Origin of the sequence: Blautia difficilis, from assembly GCF_014297245.1 — a bacterium.
Lineage (GTDB): Bacteria > Bacillota > Clostridia > Lachnospirales > Lachnospiraceae > Blautia_A > Blautia_A difficilis.
This window is the reverse complement of the sequence record NZ_JACOQG010000006.1, coordinates 71,355-86,450: the sequence shown is the minus strand read 5'-3', so window position 1 is coordinate 86,450 and position 15,096 is coordinate 71,355. Positions and strand designations below refer to the sequence as shown.

At 41.7% G+C, this 15,096-nt stretch carries 13 protein-coding genes; 11 read left to right on the top strand and 2 right to left on the bottom strand.

What is annotated here, in order from left to right:
- The first annotated feature begins 94 nt into the window (after nucleotides 1-94).
- The 6 genes from gpmI to H8Z82_RS05685 all read left to right on the top strand — a co-directional run bounded on the left by gpmI (nucleotide 95) and on the right by H8Z82_RS05685 (nucleotide 5,990).
- A complete protein-coding gene (gene gpmI / locus H8Z82_RS05705; protein ID WP_019162299.1) occupies nucleotides 95-1,636 on the top strand; it encodes a 2,3-bisphosphoglycerate-independent phosphoglycerate mutase in 1,542 nt (513 codons plus the stop codon).
- Nucleotides 1,637-1,818: 182 nt separating this feature from the next.
- A complete protein-coding gene (locus H8Z82_RS05700) occupies nucleotides 1,819-3,384 on the top strand; it encodes a L,D-transpeptidase family protein (RefSeq protein ID WP_186994544.1) in 1,566 nt (521 codons plus the stop codon).
- 63 nt (nucleotides 3,385-3,447) lie between these two features.
- Entirely contained in the window at nucleotides 3,448-3,744 is a 297-nt protein-coding gene (locus tag H8Z82_RS05695; RefSeq protein ID WP_019162297.1) for a DUF3784 domain-containing protein, read from the top strand.
- 11 nt (nucleotides 3,745-3,755) lie between these two features.
- Complete coding sequence (locus H8Z82_RS17105; protein ID WP_207724628.1) at nucleotides 3,756-3,971, top strand: hypothetical protein; 216 nt, start codon at nucleotides 3,756-3,758, stop codon at nucleotides 3,969-3,971.
- A complete protein-coding gene (gene mutY / locus H8Z82_RS05690) occupies nucleotides 3,922-4,977 on the top strand; it encodes an A/G-specific adenine glycosylase (protein ID WP_186994543.1) in 1,056 nt (351 codons plus the stop codon). Before H8Z82_RS17105 ends, mutY begins: the two co-directional genes overlap by 50 nt.
- Nucleotides 4,974-5,990, top strand: a complete 1,017-nt coding sequence (locus H8Z82_RS05685; RefSeq protein WP_019162295.1) for a glycosyltransferase family 2 protein — start codon at nucleotides 4,974-4,976, stop codon at nucleotides 5,988-5,990. Before mutY ends, H8Z82_RS05685 begins: the two co-directional genes overlap by 4 nt.
- Nucleotides 5,991-6,063: 73 nt before the next feature.
- On the opposite strand, the gene H8Z82_RS05680 is transcribed toward H8Z82_RS05685, so the two are convergent.
- Nucleotides 6,064-6,747 carry a phosphatase PAP2 family protein gene (locus tag H8Z82_RS05680; RefSeq protein ID WP_186994542.1) on the bottom strand — a complete coding sequence of 228 codons (684 nt, stop codon included), beginning with the start codon at nucleotides 6,745-6,747 and terminating at the stop codon, nucleotides 6,064-6,066.
- Nucleotides 6,748-7,008: 261 nt separating this feature from the next.
- Between H8Z82_RS05680 and H8Z82_RS05675 the strand changes: the two genes are divergently transcribed.
- The 4 genes from H8Z82_RS05675 (at nucleotide 7,009) to H8Z82_RS05660 (ending at nucleotide 12,203) form a co-directional block, all read left to right on the top strand.
- Nucleotides 7,009-7,695, top strand: a complete 687-nt coding sequence (locus tag H8Z82_RS05675; protein ID WP_186994541.1) for a response regulator transcription factor — start codon at nucleotides 7,009-7,011, stop codon at nucleotides 7,693-7,695.
- An 88-nt stretch (nucleotides 7,696-7,783) separates the two neighbouring features.
- Nucleotides 7,784-9,997: a DNA topoisomerase III gene (locus H8Z82_RS05670; protein ID WP_186994540.1), complete on the top strand. Its 2,214-nt coding sequence runs from the start codon at nucleotides 7,784-7,786 to the stop codon at nucleotides 9,995-9,997.
- Between the two features lie 39 nt (nucleotides 9,998-10,036).
- A complete protein-coding gene (locus H8Z82_RS05665) occupies nucleotides 10,037-11,227 on the top strand; it encodes a phosphopentomutase (RefSeq protein ID WP_019162291.1) in 1,191 nt (396 codons plus the stop codon).
- Nucleotides 11,228-11,273: 46 nt separating this feature from the next.
- Nucleotides 11,274-12,203 carry an AEC family transporter gene (locus H8Z82_RS05660; protein WP_186994539.1) on the top strand — a complete coding sequence of 310 codons (930 nt, stop codon included), beginning with the start codon at nucleotides 11,274-11,276 and terminating at the stop codon, nucleotides 12,201-12,203.
- Between the two features lie 117 nt (nucleotides 12,204-12,320).
- On the opposite strand, the gene trpS is transcribed toward H8Z82_RS05660, so the two are convergent.
- The gene (gene trpS, locus H8Z82_RS05655) at nucleotides 12,321-13,382 is read right to left on the bottom strand and encodes a tryptophan--tRNA ligase (RefSeq protein ID WP_019162289.1); all 1,062 of its coding nucleotides are present in this window, start codon (nucleotides 13,380-13,382) and stop codon (nucleotides 12,321-12,323) included.
- Between the two features lie 212 nt (nucleotides 13,383-13,594).
- Between trpS and H8Z82_RS05650 the strand changes: the two genes are divergently transcribed.
- The gene (locus H8Z82_RS05650; protein WP_019162288.1) at nucleotides 13,595-15,085 is read left to right on the top strand and encodes an AAA family ATPase; all 1,491 of its coding nucleotides are present in this window, start codon (nucleotides 13,595-13,597) and stop codon (nucleotides 15,083-15,085) included.
- The last annotated feature ends 11 nt before the right edge of the window (nucleotides 15,086-15,096 follow it).

Here is a 15,096-nt window from a genome sequence, read left to right as displayed (position 1 = left end):
TATAGTAGGAAACATGAAAGAGATATAGACTGTATATCCTGCAGAGTCAAAATGCGGGATACAGTTACAAAGTCACAATATAAAGGAGAATATTATGAGTAAAAAACCAACTGTATTAATGATCCTTGATGGTTATGGATTAAATGACAGGAAAGAAGGCAATGCTGTTTATGAAGCGAAAACACCTGTAATGGATAAGCTGATGGCAGAGTATCCTTTTGTAAAAGGAAATGCTTCCGGTCTGGCAGTCGGTCTTCCGGACGGACAGATGGGTAACTCTGAAGTTGGTCACATGAATATGGGGGCCGGCCGTATTGTATATCAGGAGCTTACAAGAATTACCAAAGAGATCCAGGATGGAGATTTCTTTAAGAATGAAGCTCTTCTGGCGGCAATGAAAAATGCAAGGGAAAATGATTCCGCAGTTCATTTTATGGGACTGCTTTCTGATGGTGGTGTACACAGCCACAATACACATCTGTATGGACTTCTGGAGATGGCAAAAAGAGAGGGAGTCAGCAAAGTTTATGTACACTGCTTCCTGGATGGACGTGATACACCTCCTGCATCAGGTAAGGAATTTGTAGAACAGCTGGAAGCTGAGATGAAGAAAATCGGTGTAGGCGAGATTGCCTCTGTATCCGGACGTTATTATGCAATGGATCGTGACAATCGCTGGGATCGTGTAGAGCTTGCATATAATGCTCTTACTTCTGGAGAAGGTGTTAAGGGAGCTGCTGCACCGGAGGCAGTTCAGGCTTCTTATGACAATGATAAAACAGATGAATTTGTTCTTCCTACAGTGATCGAAAAAGAGGGAAAACCGGTTGCAGTGGTATCGGATAAGGATTCAGTAGTGTTCTTTAATTTCCGCCCTGACCGTGCCCGTGAGATCACAAGAGCATTCTGTGATGATGATTTTAAAGGCTTTGAGAGAAAAACAAGACCTCATGTAACTTTTGTATGCTTTACAGATTATGATGATACCATCCAGAACAAGCTGGTAGCTTTCCATAAGGTTCAGCTGAAGAACACATTTGGAGAATATTTGGCAGCACATAATATGACTCAGGCCCGTATCGCTGAGACAGAGAAATATGCCCATGTAACCTTCTTCTTTAACGGTGGTGTAGAAGAGCCAAACAAAGGGGAAGACAGAATTCTTGTGAAATCTCCGAAGGTTGCAACCTATGATCTTCAGCCTGAGATGAGCGCTCCTCAGGTATGCGAAAAACTGGTTGAGGCCATCAAAGCTGATAAATATGATGTGATCGTGATCAATTTTGCAAATCCGGATATGGTTGGACATACAGGTGTGGAAGCTGCTGCCATCAAAGCTGTTGAGACTGTAGATGAATGTGTAGGTAAAGCTGTAGAAGCACTGAAGGAAGTTGACGGACAGATGTTTATCTGTGCGGATCATGGTAATGCAGAACAGCTGATCGATTATGAGACAGGTGAACCATGGACTGCTCATACTACAAACCCTGTACCATTTATTCTTGTAAATGCAGATCCGAAATATACTCTCCGCGAGGGTGGATGCCTGGCAGATATTGTTCCTACAATGATCCAGCTTATGGGAATGGAACAGCCTGCAGAGATGACAGGAAAAAGCCTTCTGATTGAAAAATAAGATTCGAAATAAAGAATGATCATGATATATGCAGCCATGCACTTGTAAAAAAGTGCATGGTTTTGCATTTTTTTGAAAAAAATCTGAATAACAGATGCAAATTAGAAGAAGTATGTTATAATAAAGAGACTGAAAATATTTCGGTATATTTAACTGTAATACTTATTTTGAGGAGATAATAAATGGGTAACCAAGAGGAGAAGAAGAAAAGCGCAGATGACGGCAGCGGCGGTGCAAGAATGAAAGCACGCAAATCTGCAAGACCGGACAAGATCGCCTATGTGCCTATTAATGATGAGGATCTTGCACCTTATGAGCCTCCGGTTAAGAATAAACACAAAATATTAAAAATTACCGGTATTACGTTGGGAATGCTGCTTGTTGCAGCAGGTACGGCTTATGCAGGAATATCATATTATTATTCAGATAAATTTTTTGAAGGAACAACGATCAATGGAATAGACTGTTCCGGTAAGACTGCTTATCAGGTAGAGCAGCTGATTGCAGAAAAAGTGGAAAATTATTCTATTGAAGTAGATTCCAGGAACTTGGATCCACAGACCATATCAGGAGACCAGATTGGATATAAATATGTATCTGACGGAAGTGTCCTTAAGCTTTTGAAGGCCCAGAAGCCCTATGAGTGGATTACCGGGTTTACTGAGAACAGAATTTACAGTACAGATGAAAATACGACTTTTGACAAGGAAAAGCTGAAAGCACAGGTGAAAACACTGAATTGTGCACAAGAGGAGAATCAGGTTGCGCCTGAGGATGCTTATGTAGCTTATGGGGAGTCTCAGTTTGAAATTGTTCCTGAGACTGAGGGAAGTCAGCTGATACTGAAGGAAGCATATAATGCTCTTTCGGAAGCTGTGTCCGACAATAAGGATGCGGTAGATTTTACCAGTGATCCGGATGTATATGCAAAGGCTGCAGTGACAAGTGATAATGCAGATCTTCAGGCATCTCTGGATGCATGCAATAATTTTACCAAAGCAAGCATCACCTATACCTTTGGAGATGAGACAGTGACTTTGGATGGCAGTACGATCAAGGACTGGCTGAATTTTGATGAGAAGGGTCAGCTGATCAGAGATGATGCATCCTTCCAGCAGCATATTGCAGATTATGTAGCGCAGCTTGCTGCATCACATGATACAGTTGGTACTGAACGTGAGTTCCATACTACCAGCGGAAGAACCGTTTATGTATATGGATCTGCCTATGGATGGCAGATAGATCAGGCATCTGAGGTGGCGCAGCTTACCCAGGAGATCCAGTCCGGTACTCAGACAGTCAGAGATCCGGTTTATTCTATGACTGCCAATTCATATGGTGTGAATGATCTTGGAAATACTTATATTGAGGTAGATCTTTCGGAGCAGCATATGTATTATTACCAGAACGGAGAAGATATCTTTGAATCGGATATTGTATCCGGAAACATGAGCTATGCAGACCGTCAGACCCCGGCTGGAATTTTTACACTCTATTATAAAAAGAGCCCGGATGTTTTGAGAGGAAAGCAGCAGCCCAATGGAAAATATGAATATGAACAGCCTGTCACATACTGGATGCCGTTTAATGGAGGAATCGGATTCCATGATGCTTCATGGCAGCCATATTTTGGCGGCGACAGATATCTTGAGGGTGGTTCCCATGGCTGCATTAATATGCCGCCGGATAAAGCGGGAGAACTTTACGATATTATTCAGTATGGTGTTCCTATCGTATGTTTCTATTAAAAAATGAATGATTAAAAGGGCTGTCTGTCAGGCAGCCTGATTATTTACAAAGGAGAAACAATTATGAACATGGATTCATTAAGCCTTATTTTAACAGTTGCTGCATTTATAGTGGGAATTATGCTCCTTACAGGACACGGGGAGATTTTCATGAAGGGTGGAAATGCAGATGTCCGCAAAAAGCTTTATGACGAAAAGAAAATGGAGAAGGGCTGTGGATGGGCTCTGATCGCAATCGGAGTGGTATCTGCAGTGGATATGTTTACGACAAGTTTGGCAGCAGAGATCGGATATATTGTAGCGGTTCTGATCATTATAATTGCACTGGTATATTATCTGAGAGTAAAATGTAAAAAATGACAGTATCTCTCATGAAAAGGAAAATAATTGAAAAGAAATACAGTAAGGCAGAAAGGGCGGTTTTTATTGACCGCCCTCATCCTTTTATAGCGCATATGCAGAGAAGAGCAGACGGAACTGAGCTTGCTGTATGTAAGGTTTTGCTAAAAACTTGGGAGAATAAAGGAAATAAAGAAAATGTTAAAAAAAATTGTCATACCATTACTTCAATGGTACAATATAAATAAGCGTGTTCTGCCCTGGAGGGACAAAAATAATGCTTATTATACCTGGGTGTCTGAGATTATGCTGCAGCAGACCAGGGTGGAGGCGGTAAAGCCGTATTTTCAGAGATTCATCACAGCGCTTCCGGATGTACAGGCTCTGGCTCAGTGCCCTCAGGAACAGCTGTTGAAACTTTGGGAAGGGCTTGGATATTATAACCGGGTACGGAATATGCAGGAAGCAGCCAGGCAGGTGGTGTCTGATTATCAGGGAATAATTCCTGAAGATTATCAGACACTTTTATCGTTAAAAGGTATAGGGAGCTATACGGCTGGGGCAATCGCATCCATTGCCTATCATAAATCGGTTCCCGCAGTAGATGGAAATGTACTCAGGGTGATCACCAGAATTACAGAGAACAATGGAGATATCAGCAGACAGTCAGTCCGTAGAGTAATAGAAGAGGAGCTGTCTGAAATTATGCCTGAAGACAAGCCGGGAGATTTTAATCAGGCCCTGATGGAATTGGGGGCTGTAGTGTGTATACCAAATGGAATGGCAAAATGTGAGGAATGTCCGGTGGCTTCGCTCTGTCAGGCATATTGCCATGGTACTGTGGATCGTTTCCCTGTAAAAGCAGCGAAAAAGGAACGAAAACAAGAGGATAAAACAGTTTTTATCATTCAGGACGGAGAAGCAACAGCGCTTCGAAAGCGACCGCCCAAGGGGCTTCTGGCAGGCCTGTACGAGTTGCCCAATGTCCCTGGACATATGGAAAGGGAGCAGGCTCTGGAGTATGTAAGAAAACTGGGACTGGATCCTCTTTATATAGAAGAAATGCCTTCTTCCAAACATATTTTTTCCCACATTGAATGGAGGATGGAGGCATACAGAGTCAGGGTATCATCCCTGGAAAAAGCAAAAGATGAAGATCTTATTTTTGCAGACAAAGAACAGGCAGGACAAAGATACGCCATACCATCTGCATTTGGGGCGTATGCCAGATATATTAAGGAGGAAAAGAGATGAAACTGTTAAGTATTGCCATTCCATGTTATAATTCTCAGGATTATATGGAAAAGTGTATTGAGTCACTGCTCGTAGGCGGAGAAGAGGTAGAAATTCTTGTGGTGGATGATGGATCCTCGGACAGAACTGCAGAGATCGCAGATGCCTATGCGGAAAAATACCCTACTATTGTGAAAGCAATTCATCAGGAGAATGGTGGACATGGAGAGGCTGTAAATGCAGGAATCAGGAATGCTACAGGTTTGTATTTTAAAGTTGTGGATAGTGATGACTGGGTAAATAAGGAAGCCTATATCAGTATTTTGAAAACGTTGTACGAGCTGTTGCGCGGACCTGAAACAGTAGACCTTCTTATTAGCAATTTTGTATATGAGAAACAGGGAGCAACACGCAAAAAAGTCATGCAGTACCGCAGATGTCTTCCTCAGAACAAAATATTTGGATGGGATGAAGTAAGACATATGCCAAAGGGCAAATATCTTCTTATGCATTCTATGATCTATCGTACACAGCTGCTTCATGACTGCGGTCTGGAGCTGCCGAAGCATACCTTCTATGTGGACAATCTGTTTGCTTTTGAACCGCTGCCATATGTAAAGAATCTTTATTATCTGGATGTGAATTTTTACCGCTATTTTATAGGCAGAGATGATCAGTCAGTTAATGAAAAGGTAATGATCAAACGTATTGACCAGCAGATTCGTGTGAATAAGCTGATGGTGGATGCATATATTAAATGTGGCAATACAAACCGGCGTCTGAAAGCATATATGTTTAGTTATCTGGATATTATTACAACAATCTCATCTATCATGCTTATCAGGGCAAATACAGAGGAATCTCTGCAGAAAAAGAAAGAGCTTCTGGAATATATTAAGAGTGAGAATAGGGCTGTATACAATAAACTTCGACACAGCCTTTTTGGAAGGGTAATGAATCTGCCGGGACGTGGAGGCAGAAAGATGTCTGTGGCAGCTTACAAAATCAGCCAGAAATTTTATGGATTTAACTGATAAACTGTAAGGCAGTTATAGGATAGAAATAAAAAAGTGGTACAGAAATGTGTTTGCATTTCTGTACCACTTTTTAATTTTCGCTTTTTTTACGTTTTCTTTCGTTGTAATAGGCGTTCCTGGAAAAAGACAGGGATCTTTCCGGATAGAAAAGAAGATGACCGAAAAGAGCAAGGGTAGCTCCCATACAGACATCAATCACAGAATGCTGCTTCAGGAACATCGTGGACATAATAATAAGCATTGTAAGAATAAAAGAAACAATTCGTACGTTCTTCTTTCCACGAAGAGCCTGGCAATTGGTCAGTGACATATGGATGGCCAGGGAATTAAAAACATGGATGCTGGGAAGAATATTAGTAGGTGTATCCGTTTTGTACAGCCATCTGACTACATCTGTAAAAATGTTGTCCCTGGGGAATTCAACAGGGCGGAGATGCTGTGCATTGGGATAAGCATAGGATACAATAAGGAAAATTGTCATCCCCATCATCAGGTTAAATATCAGCTGATAATATTCATGTCTGTTTTTGTTGAAAAAGATAAAATATACCACTGCCAGGACCATATAAGGAAACCACAGCAAATAAGGTATAATAAAAAATTCACAGAATGGAATCAGATCATCAAAAACAGTATGTACAATATGATAACTGTGAATGGGCCGGGATTCCAGATAATGAAAAGCCAGAATATACAGAATACTGTAAATTCCGATTACCAGGCCGTGACGGTATTTGGATAAAAATTGTTTCAAAATTTCACCTTCTTCAAATGGGATTAAATTTACATCACAGTTTTTTTCATAACAATCATAACATTTCTGAAATACTTTTACAAATAAATTTTTAAGATCAATACATAAAATTTTTATAAAGAAAATCTTAAAAACATGGTAGATTTTACGAAATTTTAACACAAAGAAGAGGTAAGAATTTACGAAGTTTCTTTATACTGAATATATTCAAAAGAATAGTAAAAAATAATCGAAAAAATATAAATTCAGAAAGGAACTATTATGATATATCTGTTAGAAGATGATGAAAGCATCCGTGAACTTGTAATTTACACTTTGAAAAGCCAGGGATATGAAGCAAAGGGTTTTGAACGTCCTTCTTTATTCTGGAAGGAACTGGAAAAAGAGCTGCCGTCTCTGCTGCTTTTGGATGTGATGCTTCCGGAGGAGGATGGAATTACCATTCTGAAGAAATTACGTGTACGGCCGGATACGCGGAGGCTTCCCGTTATCATGCTGACAGCCAGAGGCAGCGAGTATGACACAGTGATCGGACTGGACAGCGGAGCAGACGATTATATTCCCAAACCTTTCCGTATGATGGAGCTGATTTCCAGGATCCGTGCACTTCTCCGCAGAAGTGAGGATGCAGGTGCTGAGGAGTATCAGGCGGCAAATTTGTATGTATGTCCTTCCAGGCATGTGGTAACTGTGGACAGACAGAATGTAAATCTGACTCTTAAGGAATATGAGGTATTGTGTTTTCTTCTGAAAAACAGTGGCACTGTACTCTCCAGAACCCAGCTGTTGAATCAGGTCTGGGGATATGAGTTTGACGGAGAAAGCAGGACTGTGGATGTACATATCCGGACTCTTCGACAAAAACTGGGAACTGCCGGGGATCTGATAGAGACAGTACGCGGCGTTGGATATAAAATTGATTACTGCGCAAATTTGCTTTGTCCCTGACTTTATTTATCATAAAAATAAAAGGTAGAATGTAAGCAGGTTCTATGCTATACTTTGAGTTGAAAATGGCGGAATAAGGAGTGAAAAAATGAAATCATTAGTCATCGCAGAGAAACCTTCTGTGGCCAGAGATATAGCCAGAGTGCTTCATTGTACACAAAAAGGTAACGGAACGTTGGAAGGAAAGGAATACGTAGTTACCTGGGCACTGGGACATCTGGTCACCCTGGCAGATCCGGAGGAATACGATAAAAAATATACAAAATGGGAAATGTCAGCTCTCCCCATGCTGCCGGATAAAATGAAGCTGGTAGTAATCCGTCAGACCGGTAAACAATATAATGCAGTCAAAACCCAGCTTTATCGCAAAGATATCAAAGACATTATTATTGCCACAGATGCCGGTAGAGAGGGAGAACTGGTGGCAAGATGGATCCTGGATAAGGCGGATTGCCATAAACCTATTCGCAGACTGTGGATATCTTCTGTCACTGACAAGGCCATTAAAGAAGGATTTGCAAATCTGAAAAACGGACATGAGTACGATAACCTGTACAGGGCTGCTGTAGCCAGAGCAGAAGCAGACTGGCTGGTAGGGATGAATGGTACCAGAGCACTTACCTGTAAATATAATGCCCAGCTTTCCTGTGGGCGTGTGCAGACTCCCACTCTGGCAATGATCGCGAAACGGGAAGAAGAGATCCGTGCATTTAAGCCAAAGGAATATTACGGACTCACTCTGAAGGCAGGAGAGGTGACCTGGACCTGGAAAGAGCCAAAGAGTAAGAGCTTCAGAACCTTTAATAAAGAGCATGCGGAGGAGCTGGCCAATGTTCTCAGAAACCAGTTTCTGGAAGTGAACTCAGTAACCAGTAAAGAAAAGAAAACTTTTGCACCGGGGTTATATGATCTTACTACGCTGCAGAGAGAAGCAAATCAGAGATATGGATATTCGGCAAAGCAGACACTGAATATTATGCAGCGTTTGTATGAAAATCATAAAGTTCTCACTTATCCGAGAACAGATTCCAGATATATCGGAAAGGATATTGTTCCTACGATCAAAGAACGCCTGAAGGCCTGTGCAGTGGGACCTTACAGAAAACTGGCAGGTGCTTTGATGAATCAGCCAATCCGTGCAAATGGAAGCTTTGTGGATGATAAAAAGATCAGTGACCATCATGCAATTATTCCTACAGAGCAGTTTGTCCAGCTGGATCATATGACAAATGAAGAACGGAAAATCTATGATATGGTAGTTCGCAGATTTTTAAGTGTACTGTATCCTCCGTTTGTTTATGAGCAGGTAAGCATGGAAGGAATAGCAGCAGGAGAAATGTTTGCGGCCAGCGGAAAAGTTGTAAAAAGTGCGGGCTGGAAAGAAGTATATGAAAATACGGATACAGAGGAGGAAGACCTTGATCCGGCAGAGGAAGGAAAGCTTTTGAAGGACCAGAAGCTTCCTCAGATGAAAAAAGGCGAGAAGCTGTATATTGAAAATGTATCTATGAATACAGGTAAGACAAAACCACCTGCAAGATTTACAGAAGCTACACTTCTTGCTGCAATGGAGAATCCGGTGCGGTATATGGAAAGCCATGATGCGAAAGCGGCCAAGACCCTTGGGGAAACAGGCGGACTTGGAACAGTTGCAACAAGGGCGGATATCATAGAGAAGCTTTTTAACAGTTTCCTGATGGAAAAGAAAGGAAATGAAATCTACTTGACCTCCAAGGCAAAACAGCTTCTGGAGCTGGTACCGGAGGAACTGCGCAAGCCGGAACTGACAGCAGACTGGGAGATGAAACTTGGAAATATTGCCAAAGGCAGGATAAAGCAGGAGGTATTTCTCAAAGAAATCCGAAATTATACCTGTGATATTGTGGAAGAGATTAAAACAGGACAGGGAACTTTCCGCCATGATAATCTTACAAACAAAATCTGCCCCAACTGTGGAAAGAAGCTTCTGGCAGTAAACGGAAAGAATGCAAAGATGCTGGTATGCCAGGACAGAGAATGTGGTTACAGGGAAACGGTATCCAGAACAACAAATGCCCGTTGTCCTAAGTGCCATAAACGAATGGAAATGTATGTCAAAGGCAAAGAAGAGACCTTTATCTGTGTCTGTGGGTATAAAGAAAAACTTTCTGCTTTTCAGGCACGAAGAGCCAAAGAAGGGGCAGGAGTGAATAAACGTGATGTTCAGAAATATATGAGGCAGCAACAGAAAGAAGCCAAAGAGCCGGTAAACAATGCATTTGCACAGGCGCTGGCAGGATTAAAGGGACAAATAAATAACTGAGTTAAAACAAGATGATACCAAGAATGGGGGAAACGATATATGGAAAAATATAAAAGAATATTTGTGATCGTACTGGATTCACTGGGAATTGGGGCAATGCCGGATTCTGAGAAATTTGGTGACAAAGGGGTAGATACCTTTGGGCACATTCTGGAACGTATGGGAACACTGGACATTCCCAATCTGCAGAAACTGGGAATGATCAATCTTCATCAGGCCGGAAATATGACTCCTGTGGAGAAACCCATGGGACGATTTATGCGTGTCAGTGAAGCAAGCAACGGTAAGGATACTATGACCGGACACTGGGAAATGATGGGAATCAGGACAGATAAGCCATTTAAAACATTCACAGAAACAGGGTTTCCGCAGGAACTGATCGCAGAGCTGGAGAAGCGCTGCGGGAAACGCGTGATTGGCAATAAGAGTGCCAGCGGTACTGAGATTATTGAGGAGCTGGGTGAGGAAGAAATCAACACAGGAGCTATGATCGTATATACATCTGCTGATTCTGTGCTGCAGATCTGCGGAAATGAGGAGACCTTTGATCTCCAGAACCTGTATCGCTGCTGTGAAATTGCCCGTGAGATCACCATGAAAGACCAGTGGCGTGTGGGACGTATTATTGCGCGTCCATATGTGGGCAAGAAGAAAGGGGAGTTCAGGCGTACAAGCAACAGACATGATTATGCACTGAAACCTACTGGCCTGACAGCTATGAATGCACTGAAGGATGCAGGATATGATGTGATCAGTGTAGGAAAGATTAATGATATTTTCTGTGGGGAAGGAGTGACAGAGGCACTGCATTCCAATAGCTCTGTACATGGAATGGAACAGACTATTGAAATTGGAAAGAGAGATTTTCATGGATTGTGTTTTACGAATCTGGTAGATTTTGATGCATTATGGGGACACCGCAGAAATCCGGAAGGTTATGGACAGGAAATCGAAAAATTTGATAAGAATCTGGGAGTTCTGATGGAAGAACTGACATCCGATGACCTGCTGATCATCACTGCAGACCACGGCAATGATCCCACATATACAGGTACCGACCATACCAGAGAATATGTTCCTTTTATTTCCTGGTCACCTGCAATGGCTGAGGGAGGCTGTTTAGAGGAAGAGAATACATTTGCGATTATCGGTGCAACTGTTGCAGACAATTTCCAGGTTAAAATGCCGGAAGGAACAATTGGACACTCTATTCTGGACAAGTTAATATAAGTGGAAAACAGTTATTTTTCAAATTTGATTAGAAGGAGTGAAAAAATTGGATGTTTTGCAAATTGTCATGCCGGTTCTGGTAATGATCATTCTTGGTATGCTATGCCGTAAATGGAAGATTCTCACAGGTGAGGGAGTCGCCAACATGAAAGTCCTGGTAACGAATGTTATGCTGCCGGTTGCTATTTTTCATGCATTGGCAACAGCAGAATATAATAAAGAAACAGGAATTCTCATACTGATCATGCTGATCATGCTGATTGTTTCCTTCAGCCTTGGATTTGTGCTGAAGCCCTTTCTCAAGGGAAAATATCAGAGGTATCTGCCTTTTATGGTAAGTGTATATGAGGGTGGTCTGATGGCATATCCTTTGTATACCAGCCTGTGTGGAAGCGAGAATCTATCACATGTGGCAGTGCTGGATATTGCGGGACTTCTGTTTGGATTCAGTATTTATATGGGAATGCTGGGACAGGTAGAAGATGGTGGAAAAATAGATGTAAAAAAACTCTTCAGCAGTGCAATAAGAACGCCCGCATTTATTGCCAGCGTTCTGGGAATTATAGCAGGTCTGTCAAAAATTATTATAATACTTCTGGACAGTCCTTTTGGCGGTGTATATCAGAGTGTGGAGAATATTCTCACCACATCTGTAACTGCTATCATTCTACTTGTGGTGGGCTATAGTATGGAACTGAATGCCAATTTGCTGAAACCCTGTATTACTACTATCCTGCTTAGGATGATTCTGCAGGGAGTGATGATGGCTGGAGTACTTTTTGCAGTACATTCTCTGGTTGGGGATTCTCAGATTGTAAACCTGGCCATTATTACCTATATGTCATCACCAGCTACCTTTAGTATGCAGACCTTTATGAAGGACGAAGAAGGCAGCGCTTATGTATCTACAACCAATTCCATGTATTGTCTGGTTTCTATTCTGGTATACATAATCCTGGCAGTTACCATCTGCTGACAGAAAAGAGAAATCATATAAATAAATGATAAAAAGAGCCTGTAAAAAACAAGAGATGTTTTTTACAGGCTCTTTATCGTCACAAGAAGTTTTAAATGAAAAATTATTACTGCTCAATTATTTGATCAGGCTGTTGTCATCAAAATAATTGATCTGCATTGCAGAACGTACATCATGAAGTGTCTGTGCAGCCTTTGCTTCGGCTGTCTTACTTCCTTCTTTGAGGATTTCATATACGTCATCCAGATGCTGTTCCCAGTATTTACGTCTCTCACGGATCGGAGAAAGTTCTGCCTGAAGCACTTTGTTCAGGAATTTCTTGACTTTAACGTCACCAAGACCGCCGCGTGTATAGTGAGCTTTCAGTTCATCCAGATTCTGATATTCAGGCAGGAATTCCGGGAAGTATTCCGGTTTGCAGAAAGCATCCAGATAAATAAATACCGGGTTTCCTTCTACACGGCCAGGGTCTTCCACGCGAAGATGGTTAGGGTCTGTGAACATAGACATAACTTTCTTTTTCACATCTGCTTCTTCATCTGAAAGATAGATGCAGTTTCCAAGAGATTTGCTCATTTTTGCTTTTCCATCGGTACCTGGAAGACGTAAACAGGCTTTATTGGATGGCAGGATGATCTCCGGCTCTGTTAAGGTTTCACCGTATACAGTATTGAATTTGTGTACGATCTCCTTGCACTGCTCAAGCATTGGAAGCTGGTCCTCGCCAACTGGAACAGTAGTAGCCCGGAATGCCGTAATATCTGCAGCCTGGCTGATGGGATAACAGAAGAATCCAACAGGGATACTTGCTTCGAAATTACGCATCTGGATTTCAGATTTAACTGTAGGATTACGCTGTACACGTGCTACAGTAACAAGGTTCATATAATAAAAAGTAAGCTCTGTAAGCTCCGGAACCATAGACTGGATAAAGATAGTGGATTTCTCAGGATCAATGCCGCATGAAAGATAATCAAGGGCAACCTGAAGGATATTCTGACGAACTTTCTCAGGGTGTTCCGCATTATCTGTTAATGCCTGTGCATCTGCGATCATAATATAAATTTCATCATATAAGCCAGAGTTCTGTAAACGAACACGCTCAGATAATGAACCAACATAATGTCCAACATGAAGGCGGCCGGTTGGACGGTCACCGGTTAAAATAATTTTGCTCATTTTGCTCTCCTAAAAGTGAATTTCGATTTTCCAGAGAGTTCTGGAAATTCTAAGTTATCACTATTATAAAGCCTGTGACGGATACCGTCAATATTTTTGGAAAAGGATTTCATTTCCGGAATTGATTAAAAGGAAAGATTCTGCTAGAATAAAAAAATACGGAAAGTTACTGTTTTATACAGGTGAAAGATAAAATAAAAGGAGTATTTATTATGCCAGTATTTGATTTCAGTGGTGCTTCAGACAAGAAAACAGATGTACAGTCTGAATGTACTTATACTACTTTTAAGTCTGATAGAAACGAAACATCTCCAGAACAGCCGATAATGGTCCTGGATAACAGTCAACGCAGGTGGAAGCATCATTCCTGCGGTATTTTTACAAACCCTATCAAACGCACTTCTTTTGAATTTAAAGAAGAGGATGGTGTTTTCAGCGCAGATATCCTTAGCATTGATTCCAGATTTGTAAGCCTTCTGAAATGGCTGGGAGAGAATCATATCAATGTGCGCCTCTCAGGAGAAAATCAAGAGAATGGTTATGCAGTTTATAAGATTCGGGAGACTGCATTTGGAGGTGGAACAAAGCTTTCTGCAGAAGATGGATTTCTCCAGTTTATGATTGAGAGACTTCTGGCAAGCAGTGCACCCATAGAAACCACAGAGGAAGAAGAGGAAGAGGAAACCGGTGATGAGATGAAGCTGACAAGTATTCAGAGCATTACTGATTTTATGACCTGCGCAGGCAGAACCCTGCCGGATAATATTCGTCTGTGGGCACGAAGAAATCTTGCAGTTGCCCGCTCTCATGAAGTATCTCCTGAGGAGAGAAGACATGCACAGAGAGCATTGTCCATTATGATGAACATTCAATGGAAAAATAATTATTTTGAAGCAATTGACCCTCAGGAAGCCCGCAGAATCCTTGATGAAGAACTCTATGGAATGGAATCTGTAAAACAGCGTATTATTGAGACGATCATCCAGATCAACCGTACCCATACACTGCCCGCCTATGGATTGCTTCTCGTAGGACCGGCAGGTACCGGTAAGTCTCAGATCGCCTATGCAGTTGCCCGTATCCTGAAGCTTCCGTGGACAACTCTGGATATGAGTTCTATTAATGACCCTGAACAGCTTACAGGAAGCTCCAGAATCTATGCAAATGCAAAACCTGGAATTATTATGGAAGCATTTTCAGCAGCAGGAGAGTCCAACCTGGTATTTATTATTAATGAGCTGGACAAGGCAGCTTCCGGAAAAGGAAATGGAAATCCTGCAGATGTGCTTCTGACACTTCTTGATAATCTTGGATTTACAGATAACTATATGGAATGTATGGTGCCTACAGTTGGCGTTTACCCTATTGCCACAGCCAACGAGAAAGACCAGATCAGTGCACCGTTGATGTCCCGTTTTGCGGTCATTGATATTCCGGATTACACATCTGAAGAAAAGAAAATTATTTTTTCAGAATATGTTCTGCCAAAGGTACTGAAACGAATGAGTTTGAAGGCAGAGGAATGTGTAGTGACAGAGGAAGGACTGGAAGCTGTTGTTGAAAAACACAAAAACACCAGTGGTATTCGTGATTTGGAGCAGGCAGCAGAGCATATTGCGGCCAATGCACTGTATCAGATTGAGGTTGATCATTTGACAGGTGTGGTCTTTGACGGTGAGATGGTAAGGAAGTTACTTTCCTAATGAGATAAAAT